This is a genomic window from Streptomyces sp. JLBG701 (genome assembly GCF_058544905.1).
On sequence record NZ_CM178588.1, the window covers coordinates 5438963 to 5459994 of the forward strand.

Genomic DNA, 21032 nt, shown 5'->3' on the forward strand with positions numbered 1-21032 from the left:
ATGGTCAAGTCGCGGCCATTCGCCGCCCATTGCCCCGCCATTGATCAGTAAGCACGCAACCTCCTTGCCTAAAGCGGAAGTCAGGGTTCCGTCACCCGTCTTGTTGTCACGTACTCAACAAGGGGATGGTCTACGCGGGTCGCCGCCCCCACCGGGAACCACCGGTGGTCCCCCCACCGCAGGCCTCTGCAACCACTCTCAGGAGGCTGTACGTTGCGTACACCCAACACCCCCCACATATCCGGCAGATGGCGCCGGATCGGCTCGGCCGCCACGGCCACCGCCGCCCTCCTCCTCGCCGGACTCGGCGTCGCGGCGCACGCCGACGCGGCCACCCCCACGCCGCACAAGGCCGGCGCCAAGACCGTCGCCGCCCAGGTCGCCAAGGCCCATGTGAAGTACACCTCGCAGTGTGACGCGACCCCGAAGAAGGGCTTCGCGTCCTGCAACGCCCTCCGTGTCACCAGCGGCACCACGGCGTTCATGGAGAAGCAGGCCGCCCTGAAGGGCGTAGCGCCCAAGACCCTCAAGCCGAACGCCTCCTCCGCCACCCCGACCGGCTACGGCCCGAGCGACCTCCAGTCCGCCTACGGCCTGACCTCCGCCGCCTCCTCCAACGGCTCCGGCGAGACCATCGCCATCGTCGACGCGTACGACGGCCCCAACGCCGAGGCCGACCTGGCCACTTACCGCGACTACTACGGCCTCTCGGCGTGCACCACCGCCAACGGCTGCTTCAGCAAGGTCTCCCAGACCGGCTCCACCACCTCGCTCCCCACCGCCGACAGCGGCTGGGCCGGTGAGATCTCGCTCGACGTCGACATGGCCAGCGCGACCTGCCCGAACTGCAACATCCTGCTGGTCGAGGCCAGTTCGTCCTCGATGGAAGACCTCGGCACGGCGGTCAACGAGGCCGTCAAACTGGGCGCCAAGTTCGTCTCCAACAGCTACGGCGGCGACGAGGAGTCGGCCGACACGACCTACGACTCCTCCTACTTCAACCACCCGGGCGTCGCCATCACCGTCAGCGCGGGCGATTCCGGCTACGGCGCCGAGTACCCGGCGGCCTCCAAGTACGTGACCTCGGTCGGCGGCACCAAGCTGTCCACCTCCTCCGCCACCCGCGGCTGGACGGAAACGGTCTGGAAGACCAGCAGCACCGAGGGAACCGGCTCCGGCTGCTCCTCGTACGACGCGAAGCCCACCTGGCAGACCGACACCACCTGCACCAAGCGCATGATCTCGGACGTCTCCGCCGTCGCCGACCCCGCCACCGGCGTCTCGGTCTACGACACCTACGGCGACGGCACCGGCTGGGTCACCTACGGCGGCACCAGCGCCTCGGCCCCGATCATCGCGGGCGTCTACGCCCTCGCCGGCACCCCGTCGAGCGGTTCGAGCCCGGCGAGCTTCCCGTACGCCGACACCTCGGACCTCAATGACGTGACCAGCGGCAACAACGGCACGTGCAGCACGAGTTACTACTGCACCGCCAAGTCCGGCTACGACGGCCCGACCGGCCTGGGCACCCCGGCGGGGATCGACGCCTTCACCGGCTGACCGACCAGGGAGACAGGGGCGGGCCAAGACATCCGGTCGTGGCCCGCCCCTCGCCAACTGAGCCTCCGAGCCCGCGAGTCGGGTCAAGCATCCGCCACCCGCACTCCATCGGCGGGCCATCGGGAAGTAAGGCGCGAGGAGGCTTTGGACAGCGTTCGGACAGGGTTCGGTATGGCGGAAGTCAGGATTCCGCCCACCCCCTTTTGTTGCGTACTCAACAAGGAGATCGTCTCTCCGGGCCGCCGCCCGCCGCCGGGGACTCCGTACCGACGGCATCGCACCCGCACCGCCCTGTTCCACCACCATCAGGTTTCAGGAGGCTGCACGATGCGCTCGACTCCCCCCAGCAGACCGTCCAACACCCCCCGCGTACACGGCAGATGGCGCCGTATCGGCTCCGCCGCCCTCGCCACCGCCGCACTCGCCCTCGCCGGCTTCGGCACCACCGCCCAGGCGGACGCGGCGAGTTCGTCGACGGTGACCTGGTCCCGGGCCTGTTCCACCCCGAGCAAGGCCGGAGAGATGGCCTGCAAGGCCCTGCGCGTCACCGGCGGCACCACGGCCTTCCAGAAGGCCCAGGCAAAGGCGGAGGGCATCACCCCCAAGGCCGCCGAAGCCACAACTCCCTCCGGATACGGCCCCTCCGACCTCCAGGACGCCTACGGCCTGACGGACGCCGCCGCCTCCAACGGCTCCGGCGAGACCATCGCCATCATCGACGCCTACGACGACCCCAACGCCGAGGCCGACCTCGCCACGTACCGCTCGTACTACGGCCTCTCCGCCTGCACCACCGCCAACGGCTGCTTCAAGAAGGTCAGCCAGACCGGCTCCACGACCTCCCTCCCCTCCGCCAACACCGGCTGGGCGGAGGAGATCTCGCTCGACGTCGACATGGCGAGCGCGATCTGCCCGAACTGCAGCATTCTCCTCGTAGAGGCCAAGTCCGCCACGATGGCCAACCTCGGCAAGGCGGTCAACGAGGCGGTCGCCCTGGGCGCGAAGTACGTCTCGAACAGCTACGGAGGCAGCGAGTCGTCCTCCGATTCGACGTACGACACCTCGTACTTCAAGCACCCGGGCGTCGCCATCACCGTCAGCGCGGGCGACAGCGGCTACGGCGCCGAGTACCCGGCGGCATCCCAGTACGTGACCGCGGTGGGCGGCACGGCCCTGTCCACGTCCTCCACCACCCGCGGCTGGACGGAGACGGTCTGGAAGACCAGCAGCACCGAAGGCACCGGCTCCGGCTGCTCCTCGTACGACACCAAGCCGAGCTGGCAGACGGACACGGGCTGCTCGAAGCGCACCATCTCCGACGTGGCGGCCGTCGCCGACCCGGCGACCGGCGTCTCCGTCTACGACTCCTACGGCATCACGGCCGGCTGGTACACCTTCGGCGGCACCAGCGCCTCCGCCCCCATCATCGCGGGCGTCTACGCCCTCGCCGGCACCCCGTCCACCAGCTCCTACCCGGCGAGCTTCCCCTACGCGTCGGCCGGCACCTCCGCCCTCAACGACGTGACCAGCGGCAACAACGGCACCTGCTCCACCAGCTACCTCTGCACAGCCACCACGGGCTACGACGGCCCGACGGGCTGGGGCACCCCGGAAGGAGTGACCGCCTTCACCGGCTGACTCCCCCTCCGACCCTCCCCCTGACCCTCCGTCACATCGACAACGGGCCGCGGCATTCCGCCGCGGCCCGTTCATCATGAGAACATCGTCTCGATGGCTCACTCGACCGGCCGCCAACCGTCGGACCAGGTCGTGAGGGGGTTCAACGACGGAACCGCACAACAGGTTCCGCTCAGGCCTCATTGCCCGGCGTGACCTGCCGTGATACACAGAGTGACCGTACGCGGTATTCGTACGAAACCCGCCAACCGATGACGCCAAGTCGACATACGACAGCGCATTTGTCGGCGACAATGAGGCCTGACCTCTGCACTGTGGCAGGGGACCTAGAACTACCCAACAGGGGCGGTGACTTACATGCTTCTCGCAGCCGACAAGGGAGACATCACCACCATCATCGGCGGGATCGCTCCGGACTGGGGCCCCTTCGGCAGCCTGGGCAACGAGGCGAAGACGATGATCCAGGTGGTCATGGCCGTGGCCATCCTCATGTGCCTCGGCATCGCGATCTGGGGCGCCGCCAAACAGCGCATCGGCGCCACCGCGCTACGCGACACCTTCAGCGCGGAACAGGGCAAGGGCCTCATCATCGCCGGCCTCACGGGCGTCTTCATCATCGGTTCGCTCGGCACGCTCTTCACCATCGTGTACGGCATGGCCGTGTAGCCGGCACACCGTCGTCCCCTCCGGGCACGCCCGGTCCCCCTCTACCCCACCCGCCCGTCGTGCCCACCGGCTGAGGTTGCGTTCCCTGATGTCGAGTCACCACACCGCACCCGCGCGGGAGCCAGCGCGGCTACCGTCGTACATCTACGCGTTCCGGTTCCGGTACGACGTCGAGGGGGCGTACACGGCATGAGTCTCGGGGACGAACACGAGTCCTCCGGCGGTTACGGCGGCACGGGCCAGACCCGGACCCGGCTGCCCGACGGAGGCGGCGATGTGTACGGAGGCGCACGGCGAGGCGGCCGGTCGTCGTCGCGCAGCCTGGTCACGGTGGTCGGCGTGGTGGTCCTCCTGATCGCCGCGATCGCATTCGCCAACCGCGGAGGAGACGATTCCGCCAGCGACAGCACGGGCGGCGGCGACAAGCCGGAGACGTCGACTACGGCGGCGAGCGGAACGAAGCCGGTGGAGACGGGGACGGGCGGGATCCCTACGGGGTACGCCCACGACGGGCAGGGTGCGCAGAGCGCGGCCGCGAACTACGCGTCCGCACTCGGCTCGGACGGCATGTTCAACACGACCAGGCGGCACCTGATCGTGCAGACCATCGCTGACCCCAGCTCCGTCGACCAGCTCCAGTCCAGCTTCGACGCCGACTACTCAGCGGCATTCCTGCAGAAGATCGGGCTCAACAACGACGGCACCGCCCCACAGGGCAGCACGTTCGTCAACCGCACACTGCCTGCCGGCACCAAGACCACGTCCCTCAGCACGGATGCGGCCACCGTCGAGGTCTGGTGCAACGGCCTCTTCGGACTCACCGGGGAGAGTTCCACCAACCCCGTGACGAGCAACTGGTTCACCGTGACGTTGAAGCTGAACTGGAGCGGCGGCGACTGGAAGGTCCTGGAGACCAGCCAGAAGACCGGCCCTACACCCGTCACCGGGGACGACCCCGTGTCGGGGGCCGACGACATCGGCAAGGCGGTCGAGGAGTTCGGAGGGTTCACTTATGCCCGGTAGCCCGTATCGCGCACTCAAGCTCACCGGCTTGGTGGCCGCCGCTCAAGTAAGCGCGGTACTGCTGGCCACCCGTGCCTTCGCGGCGCCCACTCCGACGCCGACGCCGAGCGATGACCCCTGCTCACTCATCGCCGGCCCCGCCAAGAAGTACTGCGAACGCGACGGCAGCTCCAGCAGCGGCGGCTCCTCCACGCTCGACCCCACCTCCACCCTCGACCCCCTCTCCTCCCTCGCCCAGGGCTGTGCCGACGCCGCATCCTGGACCATCGACAAGCTCAGCGATGCCGTCGAAGAGACCGCGACCGTCGACTTCACGAACGAGAAGTTCCTCCAGCAGTACGCCGTCGTCTTCGCGGCGTCGACGATCCTGACCCTCCTGCTGTGGCTGCTCGCGGTCGCCAAGAGGGCGGTGCGAGGCGTCCCCCTCACCACCGCCATCTCGGAAGCGGTCGGCTTCCTGTGGCTGACGGTACTGGCGTCGGCGTTCACGCCCCTGATCCTCTACACGGTCGTATCGGCGGCGGACGGCGTCACGGACGTCCTGGCGAAGACGACGGGCGACCAGACGAACACCTTCTTCGGCACGTTCTCCGGCGCGCTCGCCAAGGGCGAGGACATCGGCGGAGGCCCGATCATGCTGATCGTCGTCTCCCTGGTCAGCATCCTCGCGGCCGGCGTGCTGTGGCTGGAGCTGGTCATCCGGGCCGCCCTGCTCTACGTGGGCGCGCTGCTCGGCACGGTCGTCTACGCCGGCCTGGTCGACAAGAACCTGTGGGGCCACGTCCGCCGCTGGGCGGGCATCATGATCGCGGTGATCCTGGTGAAGCCGGTGATCGTGATCGTGCTGGGCCTCGCGGGCGCGCTGTCGGCCGACGACGGCCCGGACGCCTTCTCCGCGGTCGTCTCAGGCCTCGCGATCATCCTGCTCGCCATCTTCGCGAGTGCGATGATCTATCGCTTCGTCCCCGGCTTCGGCGACGAGATCGCCAACTCCCGCAACAACCGCATCATGCAGGGCGCGGAGGGCAAGGCGGCGGCGGTCATCAGCTCCCCGGCGACCCTGGTCGCCCAGGGCATCAAGACGCACAGCAGCCGGGCCGACAACAACGGCGGCGGAGGGGGCGGAGGGGGTCAGTCCGCGGCGCCCCGCCCCGCCAACCAGGTCTCCGGCGGCGTCTCCGCGCACAGCACGCGCGCCTCGAACGGAGGCGGCGGATCTGTCCCCTCCGCCGCACCCCCGCCCCGCGCCCCCGGCGCGTCGAACACCCGCAACAGCAGTACCAACCGCACGGGAGGTGAAGGGCGTTGACGACCGAGTCCCACGTGTCCCATGCGGTCACGCCCCGCCGTACTTATCTGATCGGCCGCGCCCGGCCGAACGCGATCGTCGGCCGGAACCGCGAGTCCGGCGAGATCGCGCTGATCATCGTGGGCGCGTTCCTCGGCATGATGTGCGGGCTCATCGTCCCGGTCCTCTCCCTGCGCATCGTGCTGCTGATGGGCTTCCCGCTCATCGCGCTGGCGGCCGTGTACGTGCCGTACAAGCACCGCACGTTCTACAAGTGGTTCGAGATCAACCGCAGTTACAAGCGCAGCCTCCGCCGCGGCACGACGTACCGTTCCTCCGTCATGGAGGCGGGCACCAACCTCGACGGCCGTGAGATCGAGGTCGGTCCGCCGCCCGGCATCGGCCGGATCACCTGGCTCGCCGCCCCGTTCGGCCCGGACGAGATCGCCGTACTCCTGCACGCGGACCGCCGGACCGTCACGGCCGCGATCGAGATCGAGGGCCCGGGCGTCGGCCTGCGCGACAGCGAGGACCAGGAGGCCCTCGTCGACCGCTTCGGCACGCTCCTCAAGCACGTGGCGAACGGCGACGGCTTCGTCACCCGCATCCAGATGCTCGCCCGCACCCTCCCGGCCGACCCGGACGCCCACGCCAAGGACGTGTCCGTACGCGGCGACGAGAAGTCACCGCCGTGGCTGCAACAGTCGTACGAGCAGCTGCAGTCGATGGTGTCGACGAGCAGCGAGCAGCACCGCGCCTACCTCGTCGCCTGCATGCACTTCACCCGCGAACTCTCCGCCGAGGCCCACGCGATGGCCCGCGCGGCGCGCCCGCAGGCGGGCCGCAAGCTGGACCGTGACGCGGGCCTCGCGGTGGTGATGGCACGCGAGTTGACGGACATCTGCTCCCGTCTCCAGGAGGCGGACATCCGCGTACGGCAGCCGCTGGGCCAGGGCCGCCTCGCCTCCCTCGTCCACTCCATGTACGACCCGGACCACCCGATCGACCACATCCAGGCGATGACGAAGCGCAACGCCTGGCCGGCCGAACTGGACGCCATGGAGGCCACCTACCTCCAGGCGAAGACCCGCGAGTCGTCCACACGCGCGCCTTGGTGCCACGCCACGGCCTGGGTGAAGGAGTGGCCGATGACGCCGGTCGGCGTCAACTTCCTGGCCCCGCTCCTGGTCCACACCCCGGACGTCATCCGCACGGTCGCCGTCACGATGGACCTCGAACCCACCGAGGTCGCCATCGAACGCATGCTGACCGAGAAGACGAACGACGACGCCGACGCCTCCCGCGCCGCCAAGATGAACCGCACCGTCGACCCCCGCGACATCGCCGCCCACAACCGCCTCGACCAGCGCGGCGAGGACCTCGCGAGCGGCGCGGCGGGCGTCAACCTGGTCGGCTACATCACGGTCTCCTCCCGCAACGCGGAGGCCCTCGCCCGCGACAAGCGGACCATAAGGGCCTCGGCCGGAAAGTCGTATCTGAAGCTGGAGTGGTGCGACCGAGAGCATCACCGCGCCTTCGTGAACACACTCCCGTTCGCCACCGGAATCCGAAGGTAGGGCTGATGCGCTGATGCGGGATCCGCTGTCTGTCCTCACCGACGCTTTCACGTCCTTCCTCTTCGGAAAGGTCGAGACGACCCGCCTCCCGGTGCGCACCTCCACGGGCCAGGCCCAGGCGGTCTACCTCCCCACCGCGGCCCCCGGCCTCGGCGACTCGGGCGTCATCATCGGCCGCGAGGTGTATTCGGGGAAGGGCTACATCTACGACCCCTTCCAGCTGTACGGCCAGCAACTCCCCGCCCCCCACTGGCTGGTGCTCGGCGAGTCCGGCAACGGCAAGTCGGCCCTGGAGAAGACGTACGTCCTGCGCCAACTCCGCTTCCGCGACCGCCAGGTCGTCGTCCTCGACGCCCAGGGCGAGGACGGCGTCGGCGAATGGAACCTGATCGCACAGGAGTTGGGGATAACTCCAGTCCGCCTTGACCCGATGGCGGCCCTGGACCACGGAATCCGCCTGAACCCCCTGGACCCGACGATCACGACGACGGGCCAACTCGCCCTGCTCCGCACCATCATCGAGGTCGCGATGGGGCACGGCCTGGACGAGCGCTCCGGCTTCGCCCTGAAGGTGGCCCACGCCTACGTCAACGAGACGATCGTCGACCGCCAGCCGGTCCTGATGGACATCGTCGAGCAGCTACGACACCCCGAGCCGGAGTCGGCCGAGGCGATGAACGTCGCCATAGACGACGTACGGGCGTGGGGCCTGGACGTGGCGCTGGTCCTGGACCGTCTCGTCGACGGTGACCTGAGGGGCATGTTCGACGGCCCGACGACGGTCGGCATCGACCTGGACGCTCCCCTCATCGTCTTCGACCTCTCCCACATCGACCGCAACTCCATCGCCATGCCGATCCTGATGGCGATCGTCGGCGTGTGGCTGGAGCACACCTGGATCCGCCCCGACCGGAAGAAGCGCATCTTCCTGGTCGAGGAGGCCTGGCACATCATCAGCAGCCCGTTCGTGGCCCAACTCTTCCAGCGGCTGCTGAAGTTCGGGCGGCGGCTGGGTCTGTCGTTCGTGGCGGTGGTGCACCACCTGAGCGACGTGGTGGACGGGGCCGCCGCGAAGGAGGCCGCGGCGATCCTCAAGATGGCGTCGACCAGGACGATTTACGCCCAGAAGACGGATGAGGCACGGGCCACGGGCCGGGTCATCGGCCTGCCCCGCTGGGCGGTTGAGATCATCCCGACCCTGACCCCCGGCATCGCGGTCTGGGACGTCAACGGCAACGTCCAGGTGGTCAAACACCTGGTCACCGAGACGGAACGCCCCCTGGTCTTCACCGACCGCGCGATGACGGAGTCGTCCCTCGATCACACGGCCGAGCACGACGCCCTGCGCGCCGCCGAGTTGGAGGCGGAGGAACGGGCGGCGGCCTTCATGGAACAGCACCTGAACGACCTCGACGGTTCCTCCGAGTCCACGGTGGCGTGAACGGCGGTGGCGGTGGCATGGCAATGAGACCGAACGACCATGACCGGCGGCGTGAACGCGAGGCCCACGGAGGCCAAGGGGGCGTCCCCGACGGCCTGTTGGTAGGCATACTCGCCTTCCTCCTGGGCATGACGCTGCTGGTCTGGTCGGCGACAGGCCTGGCCGGCCTCTTCGCCAAGGGCACCTGGCCGGACGCGGTCACCTTCACCCGCACCCCCCTGGCCATGCGCCACCTCATCGGCCAACCCCGCGACCTACCCGGCGCCTGGCCGACGACACCGGAGGCCCAGCTCTCAGGCTGGGGCCTGTTCTGGGGCCTGTTCATCGGCCAGCTGATGATCCTGCTCGTCCTGAGCGTGTTCGTGATGGGCACGCTGGCGAGGTGGCGGGCGGTGCGGGAGAGACGACGGGAGGAGAGGGCGGGCCGGGGCCGCCGGCACGAGGTGCCGATGCCGAGGGAGACTCCGGAGCAGGGGACGTACGTCGAGGCGGCTCAGCGGGAGAGCGGGCCGCGAGGCGGCTACCCCCATACCGATGCCGACTCGCCGCAGCCGCCGACGGCGATGCACCCCATCTCGTCGCCTCACCCGACGGAACCACTCAGCGCGACTCCGCTCCAGGCCCACGCCCTCACATCCCCGTTTGTCGGCGAACGGGCGGGCGGGTGGGAAAAAATCCTCGTAGCCACAAGGGAAAGCCGCCAAGCCACCGCAACCCAGGCAGTGCGAGACGCGGAAGGCCCCACCCTCGTAGTCACGTCGAATCCAGCCCTGTGGCAGGACACAAAGGACGCCAAAGCAAAACTGGGCCCGGTCCTCCTCTACGACCCCACCCACCTCTGCGACACGCCGGCCCGCCTCCACTGGCCCCCCACGACAGGCTGCGAGAGCAAGCAGACGGCCCAGGCAAGAGCAGCCGCCCTCCTGACCCCGATCCGCCCCACCGCCAAGATCGACCAGGCGGTGGCCGACGTAGCGGAAACGCTCCTGCGGAGCTACTTGCACGCCGCTGCCATAGACGGCCGAACCATCCGCCACGTCCACCGCTGGTCCCAGGGAACCCAGATCCAGGACGCTGTACGCACCCTCCGCACCAACCCGAAGGCCGCCCCCGGCTCCGCGGGCGAACTGGAAGCAGCCCTCACGGGCCACCCCGAACGCCGGGACATCGCCCAGGAGTTGACGACACGAGCCCTGTCGTCCCTCTTCACCGTCAACGTCCGCGAGGCCTGCACACCCAACCGATCCGACGCCCTCGCGCTGGATTCCTTCCTCGACGAAGGGGGCACGCTCTATGTGGTCGGCGAATCCATCGAGGACCCCCGGACCAATCCCGGCGCGATGCCTCTCCTGACCGCCCTCGCATCAAGCGTGGTCGAGCGCGGCCGGCACATGGCCGAACGGTCATCCTCCGGTCGCCTCGACCCACCACTGACGCTCGTCCTGGACGACGTCGCGGCCGTGGCTCCGCTTCCCCAGCTCCCGGAGCTACTGGCCACCGGAGCGGACCGGGGCCTACCGACCCTGGCCCTGCTCCGGTCCCAGGAACAGGGCCGCGCCCGCTGGCCGAACCATGACCTGCCGGTGTAGCAATCGGGCCTACGACGGCTCGATCACCATCTCCAGCTCGCGCTCCGCGGAATCACCGAGCGGCACGACGACCCCAGTGGGCGCGAAGCCGACCTTGCCGTAGAACCGCCGGGCCCGTTCGTTGTCCTCGTGGACGATGAGCCGCACACGCTCGGCCCCACGCCCCCAGGCCCACTCCAGGGCCGCGTCGAAGAGCACCTCGGTCAGCCCGATCCCCCGGGACTCAGGACGCACGAACACACCGACGAGGTGTCCCTGCTTCCGCTCGACCGGAAAGCCGGCCCAGTCGATCGTCCCGGCCTCCTCAAGAAGCACGGTCACCGTCCCGACCCACTCACCGTTCGGACCCTCGGCAATGATCTGCTGAGCCCCTTCGGCGCTCTCTGCGGCCCCTGCGGCCCGCTCCTGGTAGAAGGAGTCCGGCTGGGCGGCCGCCGCCTCGTACGTCTCAAGGAAAGCAAGATGCGCGACGGGGTCCTGCAGTGCAACGAGCCGCAGCTCCTTCGCCACCGCCCACTCGTTCGCGCGTATGGAACGGATCTTGTAGTTCATGCAGGCCACCGTATCCGAAACGCAGAAAACCCCCGTACCGAATAAACGGTACGGGGGTTTTCGCAATATTTGTTCGGCGGTGTCCTACTCTCCCACAGGGTCCCCCCTGCAGTACCATCGGCGCTGTAAGGCTTAGCTTCCGGGTTCGGAATGTAACCGGGCGTTTCCCTCACGCTATGACCACCGAAACACTATGAAACTGTGAATACCGCACCGCTGCCGTGACCGTGACAACGGGGTTGTTCGTGGTTTCAGAACCAACACAGTGGACGCGAGCAACTGAGGACAAGCCCTCGGCCTATTAGTACCAGTCACCTCCACCCGTTACCGGGCTTCCAGATCTGGCCTATCAACCCAGTCGTCTACTGGGAGCCTTAACCCCTCATGGGGGTGGGAATACTCATCTCGAAGCAGGCTTCCCGCTTAGATGCTTTCAGCGGTTATCCCTCCCGAACGTAGCCAACCAGCCATGCCCTTGGCAGAACAACTGGCACACCAGAGGTTCGTCCGTCCCGGTCCTCTCGTACTAGGGACAGCCCTTCTCAATATTCCTGCGCGCGCAGCGGATAGGGACCGAACTGTCTCACGACGTTCTAAACCCAGCTCGCGTACCGCTTTAATGGGCGAACAGCCCAACCCTTGGGACCGACTCCAGCCCCAGGATGCGACGAGCCGACATCGAGGTGCCAAACCATCCCGTCGATATGGACTCTTGGGGAAGATCAGCCTGTTATCCCCGGGGTACCTTTTATCCGTTGAGCGACGGCGCTTCCACAAGCCACCGCCGGATCACTAGTCCCGACTTTCGTCCCTGCTCGACCCGTCGGTCTCACAGTCAAGCTCCCTTGTGCACTTACACTCAACACCTGATTGCCAACCAGGCTGAGGGAACCTTTGGGCGCCTCCGTTACTCTTTAGGAGGCAACCGCCCCAGTTAAACTACCCATCAGACACTGTCCCTGATCCGGATCACGGACCCAGGTTAGACATCCAGCACGACCAGACTGGTATTTCAACGACGACTCCCCCTGAACTGGCGTCCAGAGCTCAAAGTCTCCCAGCTATCCTACACAAGCCGAACCGAACACCAATATCAAACTGTAGTAAAGGTCCCGGGGTCTTTCCGTCCTGCTGCGCGAAACGAGCATCTTTACTCGTAGTGCAATTTCACCGGGCCTATGGTTGAGACAGTCGAGAAGTCGTTACGCCATTCGTGCAGGTCGGAACTTACCCGACAAGGAATTTCGCTACCTTAGGATGGTTATAGTTACCACCGCCGTTTACTGGCGCTTAAGTTCTCAGCTTCGCCAAGACGAATCTTGACTAACCGGTCCCCTTAACGTTCCAGCACCGGGCAGGCGTCAGTCCGTATACATCGCCTTACGGCTTCGCACGGACCTGTGTTTTTAGTAAACAGTCGCTTCTCGCTGGTCTCTGCGGCCACCCCCAGCTCGGAGAGCAAGTCCCCTCACCAGTGATGGCCCCCCTTCTCCCGAAGTTACGGGGGCATTTTGCCGAGTTCCTTAACCATAGTTCACCCGAACGCCTCGGTATTCTCTACCTGACCACCTGAGTCGGTTTAGGGTACGGGCCGCCATGAAACTCGCTAGAGGCTTTTCTCGACAGCATAGGATCATCCACTTCACCACAATCGGCTCGGCATCAGGTCTCAGACTATGTGCCAGGCGGATTTACCTACCTGACGTCCTACACCCTTACCCCGGGACAACCACCGCCCGGGCTGGACTACCTTCCTGCGTCACCCCATCACTCACCTACTGCAGGTCTGGTCCGTCGGCTCCACCACTCCCCCTTGCCCGAAGGCTCCGGGGCGGCTTCACGGACTTAGCATCGCCTGGTTCAATGTTTGACGCTTCACAGCGGGTACCGGAATATCAACCGGTTATCCATCGACTACGCCTGTCGGCCTCGCCTTAGGTCCCGACTTACCCTGGGCAGATCAGCTTGACCCAGGAACCCTTAGTCAATCGGCGCACACGTTTCCCACGTGTGTATCGCTACTCATGCCTGCATTCTCACTCGTGAACCGTCCACCACTAGCTTCCGCTGCGGCTTCACCCGGCACACGACGCTCCCCTACCCATCCCAGCCGCCGTTGGGCGTATTGCTGGAATGACACGACTTCGGCGGTACGCTTGAGCCCCGCTACATTGTCGGCGCGGAATCACTAGACCAGTGAGCTATTACGCACTCTTTCAAGGGTGGCTGCTTCTAAGCCAACCTCCTGGTTGTCTCTGCGACTCCACATCCTTTCCCACTTAGCGTACGCTTAGGGGCCTTAGTCGATGCTCTGGGCTGTTTCCCTCTCGACCATGGAGCTTATCCCCCACAGTCTCACTGCCGCGCTCTCACTTACCGGCATTCGGAGTTTGGCTAAGGTCAGTAACCCGGTAGGGCCCATCGCCTATCCAGTGCTCTACCTCCGGCAAGAAACACACGACGCTGCACCTAAATGCATTTCGGGGAGAACCAGCTATCACGGAGTTTGATTGGCCTTTCACCCCTAACCACAGGTCATCCCCCAGGTTTTCAACCCTGGTGGGTTCGGTCCTCCACGAAGTCTTACCTCCGCTTCAACCTGCCCATGGCTAGATCACTCCGCTTCGGGTCTTGAGCGCGCTACTGTACCGCCCTGTTCGGACTCGCTTTCGCTACGGCTTCCCCACACGGGTTAACCTCGCAACACACCGCAAACTCGCAGGCTCATTCTTCAAAAGGCACGCAGTCACGAGGACGGAGCAAGCTCCATCCCGACGCTCCCACGGCTTGTAGGCACACGGTTTCAGGTACTATTTCACTCCGCTCCCGCGGTACTTTTCACCATTCCCTCACGGTACTATCCGCTATCGGTCACCAGGGAATATTTAGGCTTAACGGGTGGTCCCGCCAGATTCACACGGGATTTCTCGGGCCCCGTGCTACTTGGGTGTCTCTCAAACGAGCCGCTGACGTTTCGACTACGGGGGTCTTACCCTCTACGCCGGACCTTTCGCATGTCCTTCGCCTACATCAACGGTTTCTGACTCGTCTCACAGCCGGCAGACTGTGAAAGAGAGATCCCACAACCCCGCACACGCAACCCCTGCCGGGTCTCACACGTATACGGTTTGGCCTCATCCGGTTTCGCTCGCCACTACTCCCGGAATCACGGTTGTTTTCTCTTCCTGCGGGTACTGAGATGTTTCACTTCCCCGCGTTCCCTCCACATACCCTATGTGTTCAGGTATGGGTGACAGCCCATGACGACTGCCGGGTTTCCCCATTCGGAAACCCCCGGATCAAAGCCTGGTTGACGACTCCCCGGGGACTATCGTGGCCTCCCACGTCCTTCATCGGTTCCTGGTGCCAAGGCATCCACCGTGCGCCCTTAAAAACTTGGCCACAGATGCTCGCGTCCACTGTGCAGTTCTCAAACAACGACCAACCACCCGTCACACACCACCTAGCGTGGTGCTTTACCGGGGTCGGCACTGAAGGCAGCCTCATCGGCCGTACCCTCAGACACCCAACAGCGTGCCCGACCCGGTCCCGCCCGAAGATCATGCTTTCCACGCCCTCTTGCGAGGGCAGTACTTGCAGCCTCCGACCCGTGAACCAGACCGAATAATCAACGTTCCACCCATGAGCAACCACCGCAGAACGTTTGCCTGCGTAGTGGCCTCTGACCCGGACAAGTCCGAGTGAGAAGTGCTCCTTAGAAAGGAGGTGATCCAGCCGCACCTTCCGGTACGGCTACCTTGTTACGACTTCGTCCCAATCGCCAGTCCCACCTTCGACAGCTCCCTCCCCGCAAGGGGGTTGGGCCACCGGCTTCGGGTGTTACCGACTTTCGTGACGTGACGGGCGGTGTGTACAAGGCCCGGGAACGTATTCACCGCAGCAATGCTGATCTGCGATTACTAGCAACTCCGACTTCATGGGGTCGAGTTGCAGACCCCAATCCGAACTGAGACAGGCTTTTTGAGATTCGCTCCGCCTCACGGCATCGCAGCTCATTGTACCTGCCATTGTAGCACGTGTGCAGCCCAAGACATAAGGGGCATGATGACTTGACGTCGTCCCCACCTTCCTCCGAGTTGACCCCGGCGGTCTCCTGTGAGTCCCCATCACCCCGAAGGGCATGCTGGCAACACAGAACAAGGGTTGCGCTCGTTGCGGGACTTAACCCAACATCTCACGACACGAGCTGACGACAGCCATGCACCACCTGTACACCGACCACAAGGGGGGCACCATCTCTGATGCTTTCCGGCGTATGTCAAGCCTTGGTAAGGTTCTTCGCGTTGCGTCGAATTAAGCCACATGCTCCGCTGCTTGTGCGGGCCCCCGTCAATTCCTTTGAGTTTTAGCCTTGCGGCCGTACTCCCCAGGCGGGGAACTTAATGCGTTAGCTGCGGCACCGACGACGTGGAATGTCGCCAACACCTAGTTCCCACCGTTTACGGCGTGGACTACCAGGGTATCTAATCCTGTTCGCTCCCCACGCTTTCGCTCCTCAGCGTCAGTAATGGCCCAGAGATCCGCCTTCGCCACCGGTGTTCCTCCTGATATCTGCGCATTTCACCGCTACACCAGGAATTCCGATCTCCCCTACCACACTCTAGTCTGCCCGTATCGAATGCAGACCCGGGGTTAAGCCCCGGGCTTTCACATCCGACGCGACAGACCGCCTACGAGCTCTTTACGCCCAATAATTCCGGACAACGCTTGCGCCCTACGTATTACCGCGGCTGCTGGCACGTAGTTAGCCGGCGCTTCTTCTGCAGGTACCGTCACTTGCGCTTCTTCCCTGCTGAAAGAGGTTTACAACCCGAAGGCCGTCATCCCTCACGCGGCGTCGCTGCATCAGGCTTTCGCCCATTGTGCAATATTCCCCACTGCTGCCTCCCGTAGGAGTCTGGGCCGTGTCTCAGTCCCAGTGTGGCCGGTCGCCCTCTCAGGCCGGCTACCCGTCGTCGCCTTGGTGAGCCACTACCTCACCAACAAGCTGATAGGCCGCGGGCTCATCCTGCACCGCCGGAGCTTTCAACCATCCCAGATGCCCGAGACGGTGTTATCCGGTATTAGACCCCGTTTCCAGGGCTTGTCCCAGAGTGCAGGGCAGATTGCCCACGTGTTACTCACCCGTTCGCCACTAATCCCCACCGAAGCGGTTCATCGTTCGACTTGCATGTGTTAAGCACGCCGCCAGCGTTCGTCCTGAGCCAGGATCAAACTCTCCGTGAATGTTTACCGGTAATCCGGTGCACACATCACGAGAGCGGAACAGCCAGGCGGAATAAGCCCGGCCGTTCACAGCGTCCTCGCTGTGTTTTCTTCAAAGGAACCTCGCCACCGGAAGAATCCGATGGACGGGGTATCAACATATCTGGCGTTGATTTTTGGCACGCTGTTGAGTTCTCAAGGAACGGACGCTTCCTTTGTACTCACCCTCTCGGGCTTTCCTCCGGGCGCTTCCCTTCGGTCTTGCGTTTCCGACTCTATCAGACCGTTTTCCGATCCGATTTCCTCGGTGCTTTCCAGGTTCCCGCTCTCGCGTTTCCCTTTCCGGCGCGTCCGACTCTATCAGATCCTTTCGGGCCTGATTCCCAGTCAGAGGGGGCTTGTCTTCCCGGCCGTTGGGCCGTTCCGACGTTTCAAACCTTAGCGGATCCGCTCGGAGATTCCCAATCGAGTGGACCGGGGCCGACGAGCCCCAAATCGAATTGAATTCGGGCACGCCGAATTCAGTCCCGTTGGGAGATCGTGCTGATGGTTTGGGTTGCCGCTGATGCGGCTGAGTGTCTTCGCAGAACCGTTCCGGCTCCGTGGCAACCCGAAGAACTCTACGCATCCAGGAGGTGGACGTCAACCTCACCTGTCAAGATCTTTTTGTTCAGTCCAGGTCGCTGAGACGCCCGCCGGCGTCGGGCTGGGCGTCTTCCACCCTGCGGAGCAGGCGAGTGAGGACCTCGCCGAGGACCGCGCGCTCCTGGTCCGAGAGGTCCTGGAGCAGGTCCTCCTCGAAGCCCGAGGCCAGCCGCATGACCTCCAGCCACTTCTCGCGGCCCTCCGGCGTCAGCTCCACGATCACGCGAACGCGGTTGGACTCGTCGCGCTCCCTGGTGACCAGGCTCTCGGCGACCATCCGGTCGATCCGGTGGGTCATCGCGGCCGGCGTCAGGCCGAGGCGCTTGGCCAGGTCGCTGGGGCCCATGCGGTAGGGGGCGCCGGAAACGACGAGGGCCTTGAGGACCTCCCAGTCGGCGCTGCTGATGCCAAGGGCGGCGGTCTGACGGCCGTACGCGACGTTCATGCGGCGGTTCAGGCGGGAGAGCGCCGAGACGATCTTCTCGACCTGGGGGTCGAGGTCCTGGAACTCGCGCCGATAGGCGGCGATCTGCTCTTCGAGTGTCGGTTCGCTGACGCCGGCGCCTGTTGTGTCGGCCATGGGCGAAGTATGGCACGGGCGTGCTTGGTGTTGAAGTCCTTCTCTGTGTACTCTTTAGCTTCGAACTTTAGTTTCGAAGTCTTCAGTCCTAACTACTGACTCTGACTACTGATTGAGGTGAACGTGACCAGGGCGATGGGCGCAGCGATGCGCCGGATCCATGTGGGCAACGCACTCAGCACCTTCGGGCTCGGCTTCACAGTCCCCTACCTGTACGTCTATGTGGCGCAGGTCAGGGGCCTTGGCTCTGCGACGGCGGGTCTGGTGCTCGCCGTCTTCGCCGTGGCCGCGTTGATCGTGCTGCCGTTCGCCGGGCGGGCCATCGTCCGGCGTGGCCCGCTGCCGGTTCTGCTTGCCGCCCTGGTCACCGCCGCTCTGGGAGCGCTGAGCCTTGGGCTCGCCGGCAACGGGACCACCGTGCTGTTGTCCGCCGCCGCGCTCGGGGCCGGGCAGGCCGTGATGCAGCCGGCGCTCGCGACCATGATCGTGGACTGCTCTACGGCCGACACTCGCTCGCGGGCGTTCGCCACGCAGTTCTTTCTGCAGAACCTGGGGCTCGGTGTCGGCGGGCTGATCGGTGGTCACCTCGTCGACACGACCAGCGCCTCCTCGTTCACAGTGCTGTTCTCGATCGAGGCGGCGATGTTTCTGCTGCTGGCCGTGGTGATGTCGACGGTGCGGATGCCGCACTCGCCGCGTATCGGGGACGCTCCGGCGCAGTCCGCCAAGGGGTCCTGGAAGCGGCTGCTCGGGAATCGGGCGATGGTGCAGTTGTGCGTGCTGGGTTTTGTGCTGTTCTTCGCCTGCTACGGGCAGTTCGAGTCGGGGCTGGCCGCGTACGGGGTCGAGGCCGCCGGGATTTCGACGTCCGCGTTGGGGACCGCTCTTGCCGCCAACACCGCGGTGATCGTCGTCGCGCAGTTCGCCGTGTTGCGGTTCGTCGAGCGGCGGAAGCGGTCGCGGGTGATCGCGGCCGTGGGGCTCATCTGGGCGTTCGCGTGGGTTGTCGCCGGGTATGCGGGGCTCGGGCATGGCAGTCAGGCCATGGCTACGGCGGCGTTCGTGTCGACGTATGCGCTGTTCGGGCTGGGGGAGGCGATGTTGTCGCCGACCGTGGCTCCGCTGGTCGCCGATCTTGCGCCGGGTGGGATGGCGGGGCAGTACAACTCCGCTTTCGCCCTCGTGAAGCAGCTTGCGCTGGCCGTGGGGCCGGCTGTGGGTGGGCCTATGGGGGCCTCGCTGCATGCGCCGTACGTCGTGACGTTCCTGCTGTTCTCGCTGGGGATCACTTGCCTCGCGTTGCGGCTGGGGCGGCAGCTCACGGATGTGCAGGATCGGCCTTGGCTTGCGAAGAGTCGGGTGGTTGCGCAGGGCAGGCCTTCGGCTACCGGGTCGGCTCGTGCGCACGCCTGAGTTTTTTCGCCCCCGCCGCCCCTACCCGTCCCATCCCTGGGGGCTGCGCCCCCAGACCCCACTATCGGCCCTGAACGGGCCTCGTCCTCAAACGCCGGACGGGCTAGTCAGCCCCTCCGCCCTTCGGCAGCGCGAACTCGCACCACACCGCCTTGCCGCCACCCGGTGTCCGTCGCGAACCCCAGGCCGTGGCGATCGTGGCGACGATGGCGATGCCTCGGCCTGATTCGTCGCCCGGTTCCGCTCGGCGGCGGCGGGGGAGGTGGTCGTCGCCGTCGGTGACCTCGATGATCAGGCGGCGGTTGGTGCGGCGGAGGCGGAGGCGCATGGGGGGTGTGCCGTGCTGGAGGGAGTTCGCGACCAGTTCGCTGGCCGCCAGGACGCCCAGGTCGTGCAGGTCCGCAGGGAACCGCCAGCTGGTCAGCACGCCGGAGGCGAAGGCACGCGCGCGTGGGGCCGCTTCCACTCCGCCGAGGAGTTCCAGGGCGGCGTTGCGGAACAGGTCGCTGTCGGGGCCCGTGCGGGCCGGGTGTTGCAGGACCAGGACGGCCACGTCGTCGTCGTGGTCGGCCGTGACGCCCGCCGAGCGGACCAGGCGGTCGCAGACGACCTGGGGCGTGCCCGTGGCGCCGGACAGGGCCCGCTCCAGGGAGGCGATGCCCTCGTCCAGGTCCTCGTTGCGGCGTTCCACCAGGCCGTCCGTGTAGAGGACCGCCGTGGAGCCGGGGCTGAGCGGGACCGAGCCCGAGGTGTGGATCCAGCCGCCCGTGCCCAGCGGGGGGCCGGTCGGTTCGTCGGCGCGTACGACCGTGCCGCTCTCGTCGCGGACGAGGATCGGGAGGTGGCCCGCAGAGGCGTACACCAGCCGGCCCTCGTTGGGGTCGTGGATGGCGTACACGCAGGTGGCGATCTGGTTGGCGTCGATCTCGGTGGCGAGGCCGTCGAGGAGCTGGAGGATCTCGTGCGGGGGGAGGTCGAGGCGGGCGTACGCGCGGACCGCCGTGCGGAGTTGGCCCATGACCGCGGCCGCCCTTACGCCTCTGCCCATGACGTCGCCGATGACGAGGGCCGTGCGGCCGCCGCCGAGTGTGATCACGTCGTACCAGTCGCCGCCGACGGCGGCCTCGGTGCCGCCTGGCTGGTAGGTGGCGGCGATGCGCAGGTCGTCGGGTTCCTCCAGCTCCTGTGGGAGGAGGGAGCGCTGGAGGGTGACGGCTGTTTCGCGCTGGCGGCGTTCGCTGGTGCGGAGGCGTTCGGCGGCCTCGGCGTGGTCGGTGACGTCGGTGGCGAAGACGAGCACGCCGCCGTCGCCTTCGGTGACCGGGGTGCAGGTGAAGGTGTAGTAGCGGCCGCCGGGGGCCTTGCGGGACTTGACCGTGCGGGGCTTGCCGCTGCGCAGGACCTGGTCGAGGAGGGGGAGCAGGCCGAGTTCGTCCAGCTCCGGGAGCGCCCCGCGGGCCGGTTCGCCGACCGGGCGTACGCCGAAGGCCGCCGTGTAGGCGTCGTTGACGTAGGCGAGACGGTGGTCGGGGCCGTGGACGAGGGCGACGAGGGCCGGGACACGGTCGAGGACGTCGCGGACCGGGAGTTCGTCGACGGCGGGCACGCAGGGCGGGTCGTCGGTGAGCTGCTCGACGCGGGCCGCGGGCACGGAGCCTTCCCCCCGCCGGTCCGGGGTGACCGCGTGATCGGTCCGCGCTGCGGCGCGGCGCTGCGTTCCGGGGAGCCGGGCGCTCCAGCGCGTGAAGTTCACAGTGGGGGAAGCCTCGTGGGTTCTGTGGGCGGGTGGTGGCCCGCCCAAGGTCGTGGACCAGTCTGGCAGTGTGGCCGACCG

At 66.2% G+C, this 21032-nt stretch carries 12 protein-coding genes and 3 rRNA genes; 9 read left to right on the plus strand and 6 right to left on the minus strand.

Features of this window, described 5'->3' with window-relative positions; translation table 11 throughout:
- Nucleotides 1-213: 213 nt before the first annotated feature.
- The 8 genes from AC5DRG_RS24975 (at nt 214) to AC5DRG_RS25010 (ending at nt 10782) form a co-directional block, all read left to right on the plus strand.
- The gene (locus AC5DRG_RS24975) at nt 214-1560 is read left to right on the plus strand and encodes a S53 family peptidase (protein ID WP_491812868.1); all 1347 of its coding nucleotides are present in this window, start codon (nt 214-216) and stop codon (nt 1558-1560) included.
- A gap of 327 nt (nt 1561-1887) precedes the next feature.
- A complete protein-coding gene (locus AC5DRG_RS24980) occupies nt 1888-3198 on the plus strand; it encodes a S53 family peptidase (RefSeq protein WP_491812869.1) in 1311 nt (436 codons plus the stop codon).
- A 357-nt stretch (nt 3199-3555) separates the two neighbouring features.
- A complete protein-coding gene (locus AC5DRG_RS24985) occupies nt 3556-3864 on the plus strand; it encodes a DUF8827 family protein (RefSeq protein ID WP_491812870.1) in 309 nt (102 codons plus the stop codon).
- Between the two features lie 189 nt (nt 3865-4053).
- Nucleotides 4054-4887 carry a DUF8175 domain-containg protein gene (locus tag AC5DRG_RS24990; protein ID WP_491812871.1) on the plus strand — a complete coding sequence of 278 codons (834 nt, stop codon included), beginning with the start codon at nt 4054-4056 and terminating at the stop codon, nt 4885-4887.
- Nucleotides 4877-6196 carry a hypothetical protein gene (locus tag AC5DRG_RS24995; protein WP_491812872.1) on the plus strand — a complete coding sequence of 440 codons (1320 nt, stop codon included), beginning with the start codon at nt 4877-4879 and terminating at the stop codon, nt 6194-6196. The genes AC5DRG_RS24990 and AC5DRG_RS24995 overlap by 11 nt, the downstream gene beginning before the upstream one ends.
- A complete protein-coding gene (locus AC5DRG_RS25000) occupies nt 6193-7752 on the plus strand; it encodes an SCO6880 family protein (RefSeq protein WP_491812873.1) in 1560 nt (519 codons plus the stop codon). The genes AC5DRG_RS24995 and AC5DRG_RS25000 overlap by 4 nt, the downstream gene beginning before the upstream one ends.
- A 13-nt stretch (nt 7753-7765) precedes the next feature.
- Nucleotides 7766-9193 (plus strand): ATP-binding protein, encoded by a 1428-nt coding sequence (locus AC5DRG_RS25005; RefSeq protein WP_491812874.1) that lies wholly within the window; start codon nt 7766-7768, stop codon nt 9191-9193.
- 23 nt (nt 9194-9216) lie between these two features.
- The gene (locus AC5DRG_RS25010) at nt 9217-10782 is read left to right on the plus strand and encodes a type IV secretory system conjugative DNA transfer family protein (RefSeq protein ID WP_491813144.1); all 1566 of its coding nucleotides are present in this window, start codon (nt 9217-9219) and stop codon (nt 10780-10782) included.
- Between the two features lie 9 nt (nt 10783-10791).
- On the opposite strand, the gene AC5DRG_RS25015 is transcribed toward AC5DRG_RS25010, so the two are convergent.
- The 5 genes from AC5DRG_RS25015 to AC5DRG_RS25035 all read right to left on the minus strand — a co-directional run bounded on the left by AC5DRG_RS25015 (nt 10792) and on the right by AC5DRG_RS25035 (nt 17785).
- A complete protein-coding gene (locus AC5DRG_RS25015; RefSeq protein ID WP_491812875.1) occupies nt 10792-11334 on the minus strand; it encodes a GNAT family N-acetyltransferase in 543 nt (180 codons plus the stop codon).
- 71 nt (nt 11335-11405) lie between these two features.
- Nucleotides 11406-11522, minus strand: a 5S ribosomal RNA gene (rrf, locus tag AC5DRG_RS25020).
- Nucleotides 11523-11615: 93 nt separating this feature from the next.
- A 23S ribosomal RNA gene (locus AC5DRG_RS25025) occupies nt 11616-14736 on the minus strand.
- Between the two features lie 317 nt (nt 14737-15053).
- Nucleotides 15054-16581, minus strand: a 16S ribosomal RNA gene (locus AC5DRG_RS25030).
- The 16S, 23S and 5S rRNA genes sit together here, the layout of an rRNA operon.
- A 649-nt stretch (nt 16582-17230) precedes the next feature.
- Nucleotides 17231-17785, minus strand: a complete 555-nt coding sequence (locus AC5DRG_RS25035; RefSeq protein WP_491812876.1) for a MarR family winged helix-turn-helix transcriptional regulator — start codon at nt 17783-17785, stop codon at nt 17231-17233.
- A gap of 135 nt (nt 17786-17920) precedes the next feature.
- Here AC5DRG_RS25035 and AC5DRG_RS25040 point away from each other — a divergent pair, with 135 nt between their 5' ends.
- Nucleotides 17921-19198, plus strand: coding sequence for an MFS transporter (locus AC5DRG_RS25040; protein ID WP_491813145.1), 1278 nt, complete (start codon nt 17921-17923; stop codon nt 19196-19198).
- A 103-nt stretch (nt 19199-19301) separates the two neighbouring features.
- On the opposite strand, the gene AC5DRG_RS25045 is transcribed toward AC5DRG_RS25040, so the two are convergent.
- On the minus strand, nt 19302-20951 hold the full coding sequence (locus AC5DRG_RS25045) for an ATP-binding SpoIIE family protein phosphatase (protein ID WP_491812877.1): 1650 nt from the start codon (nt 20949-20951) through the stop codon (nt 19302-19304).
- Nucleotides 20952-21032 lie beyond the last annotated feature (81 nt).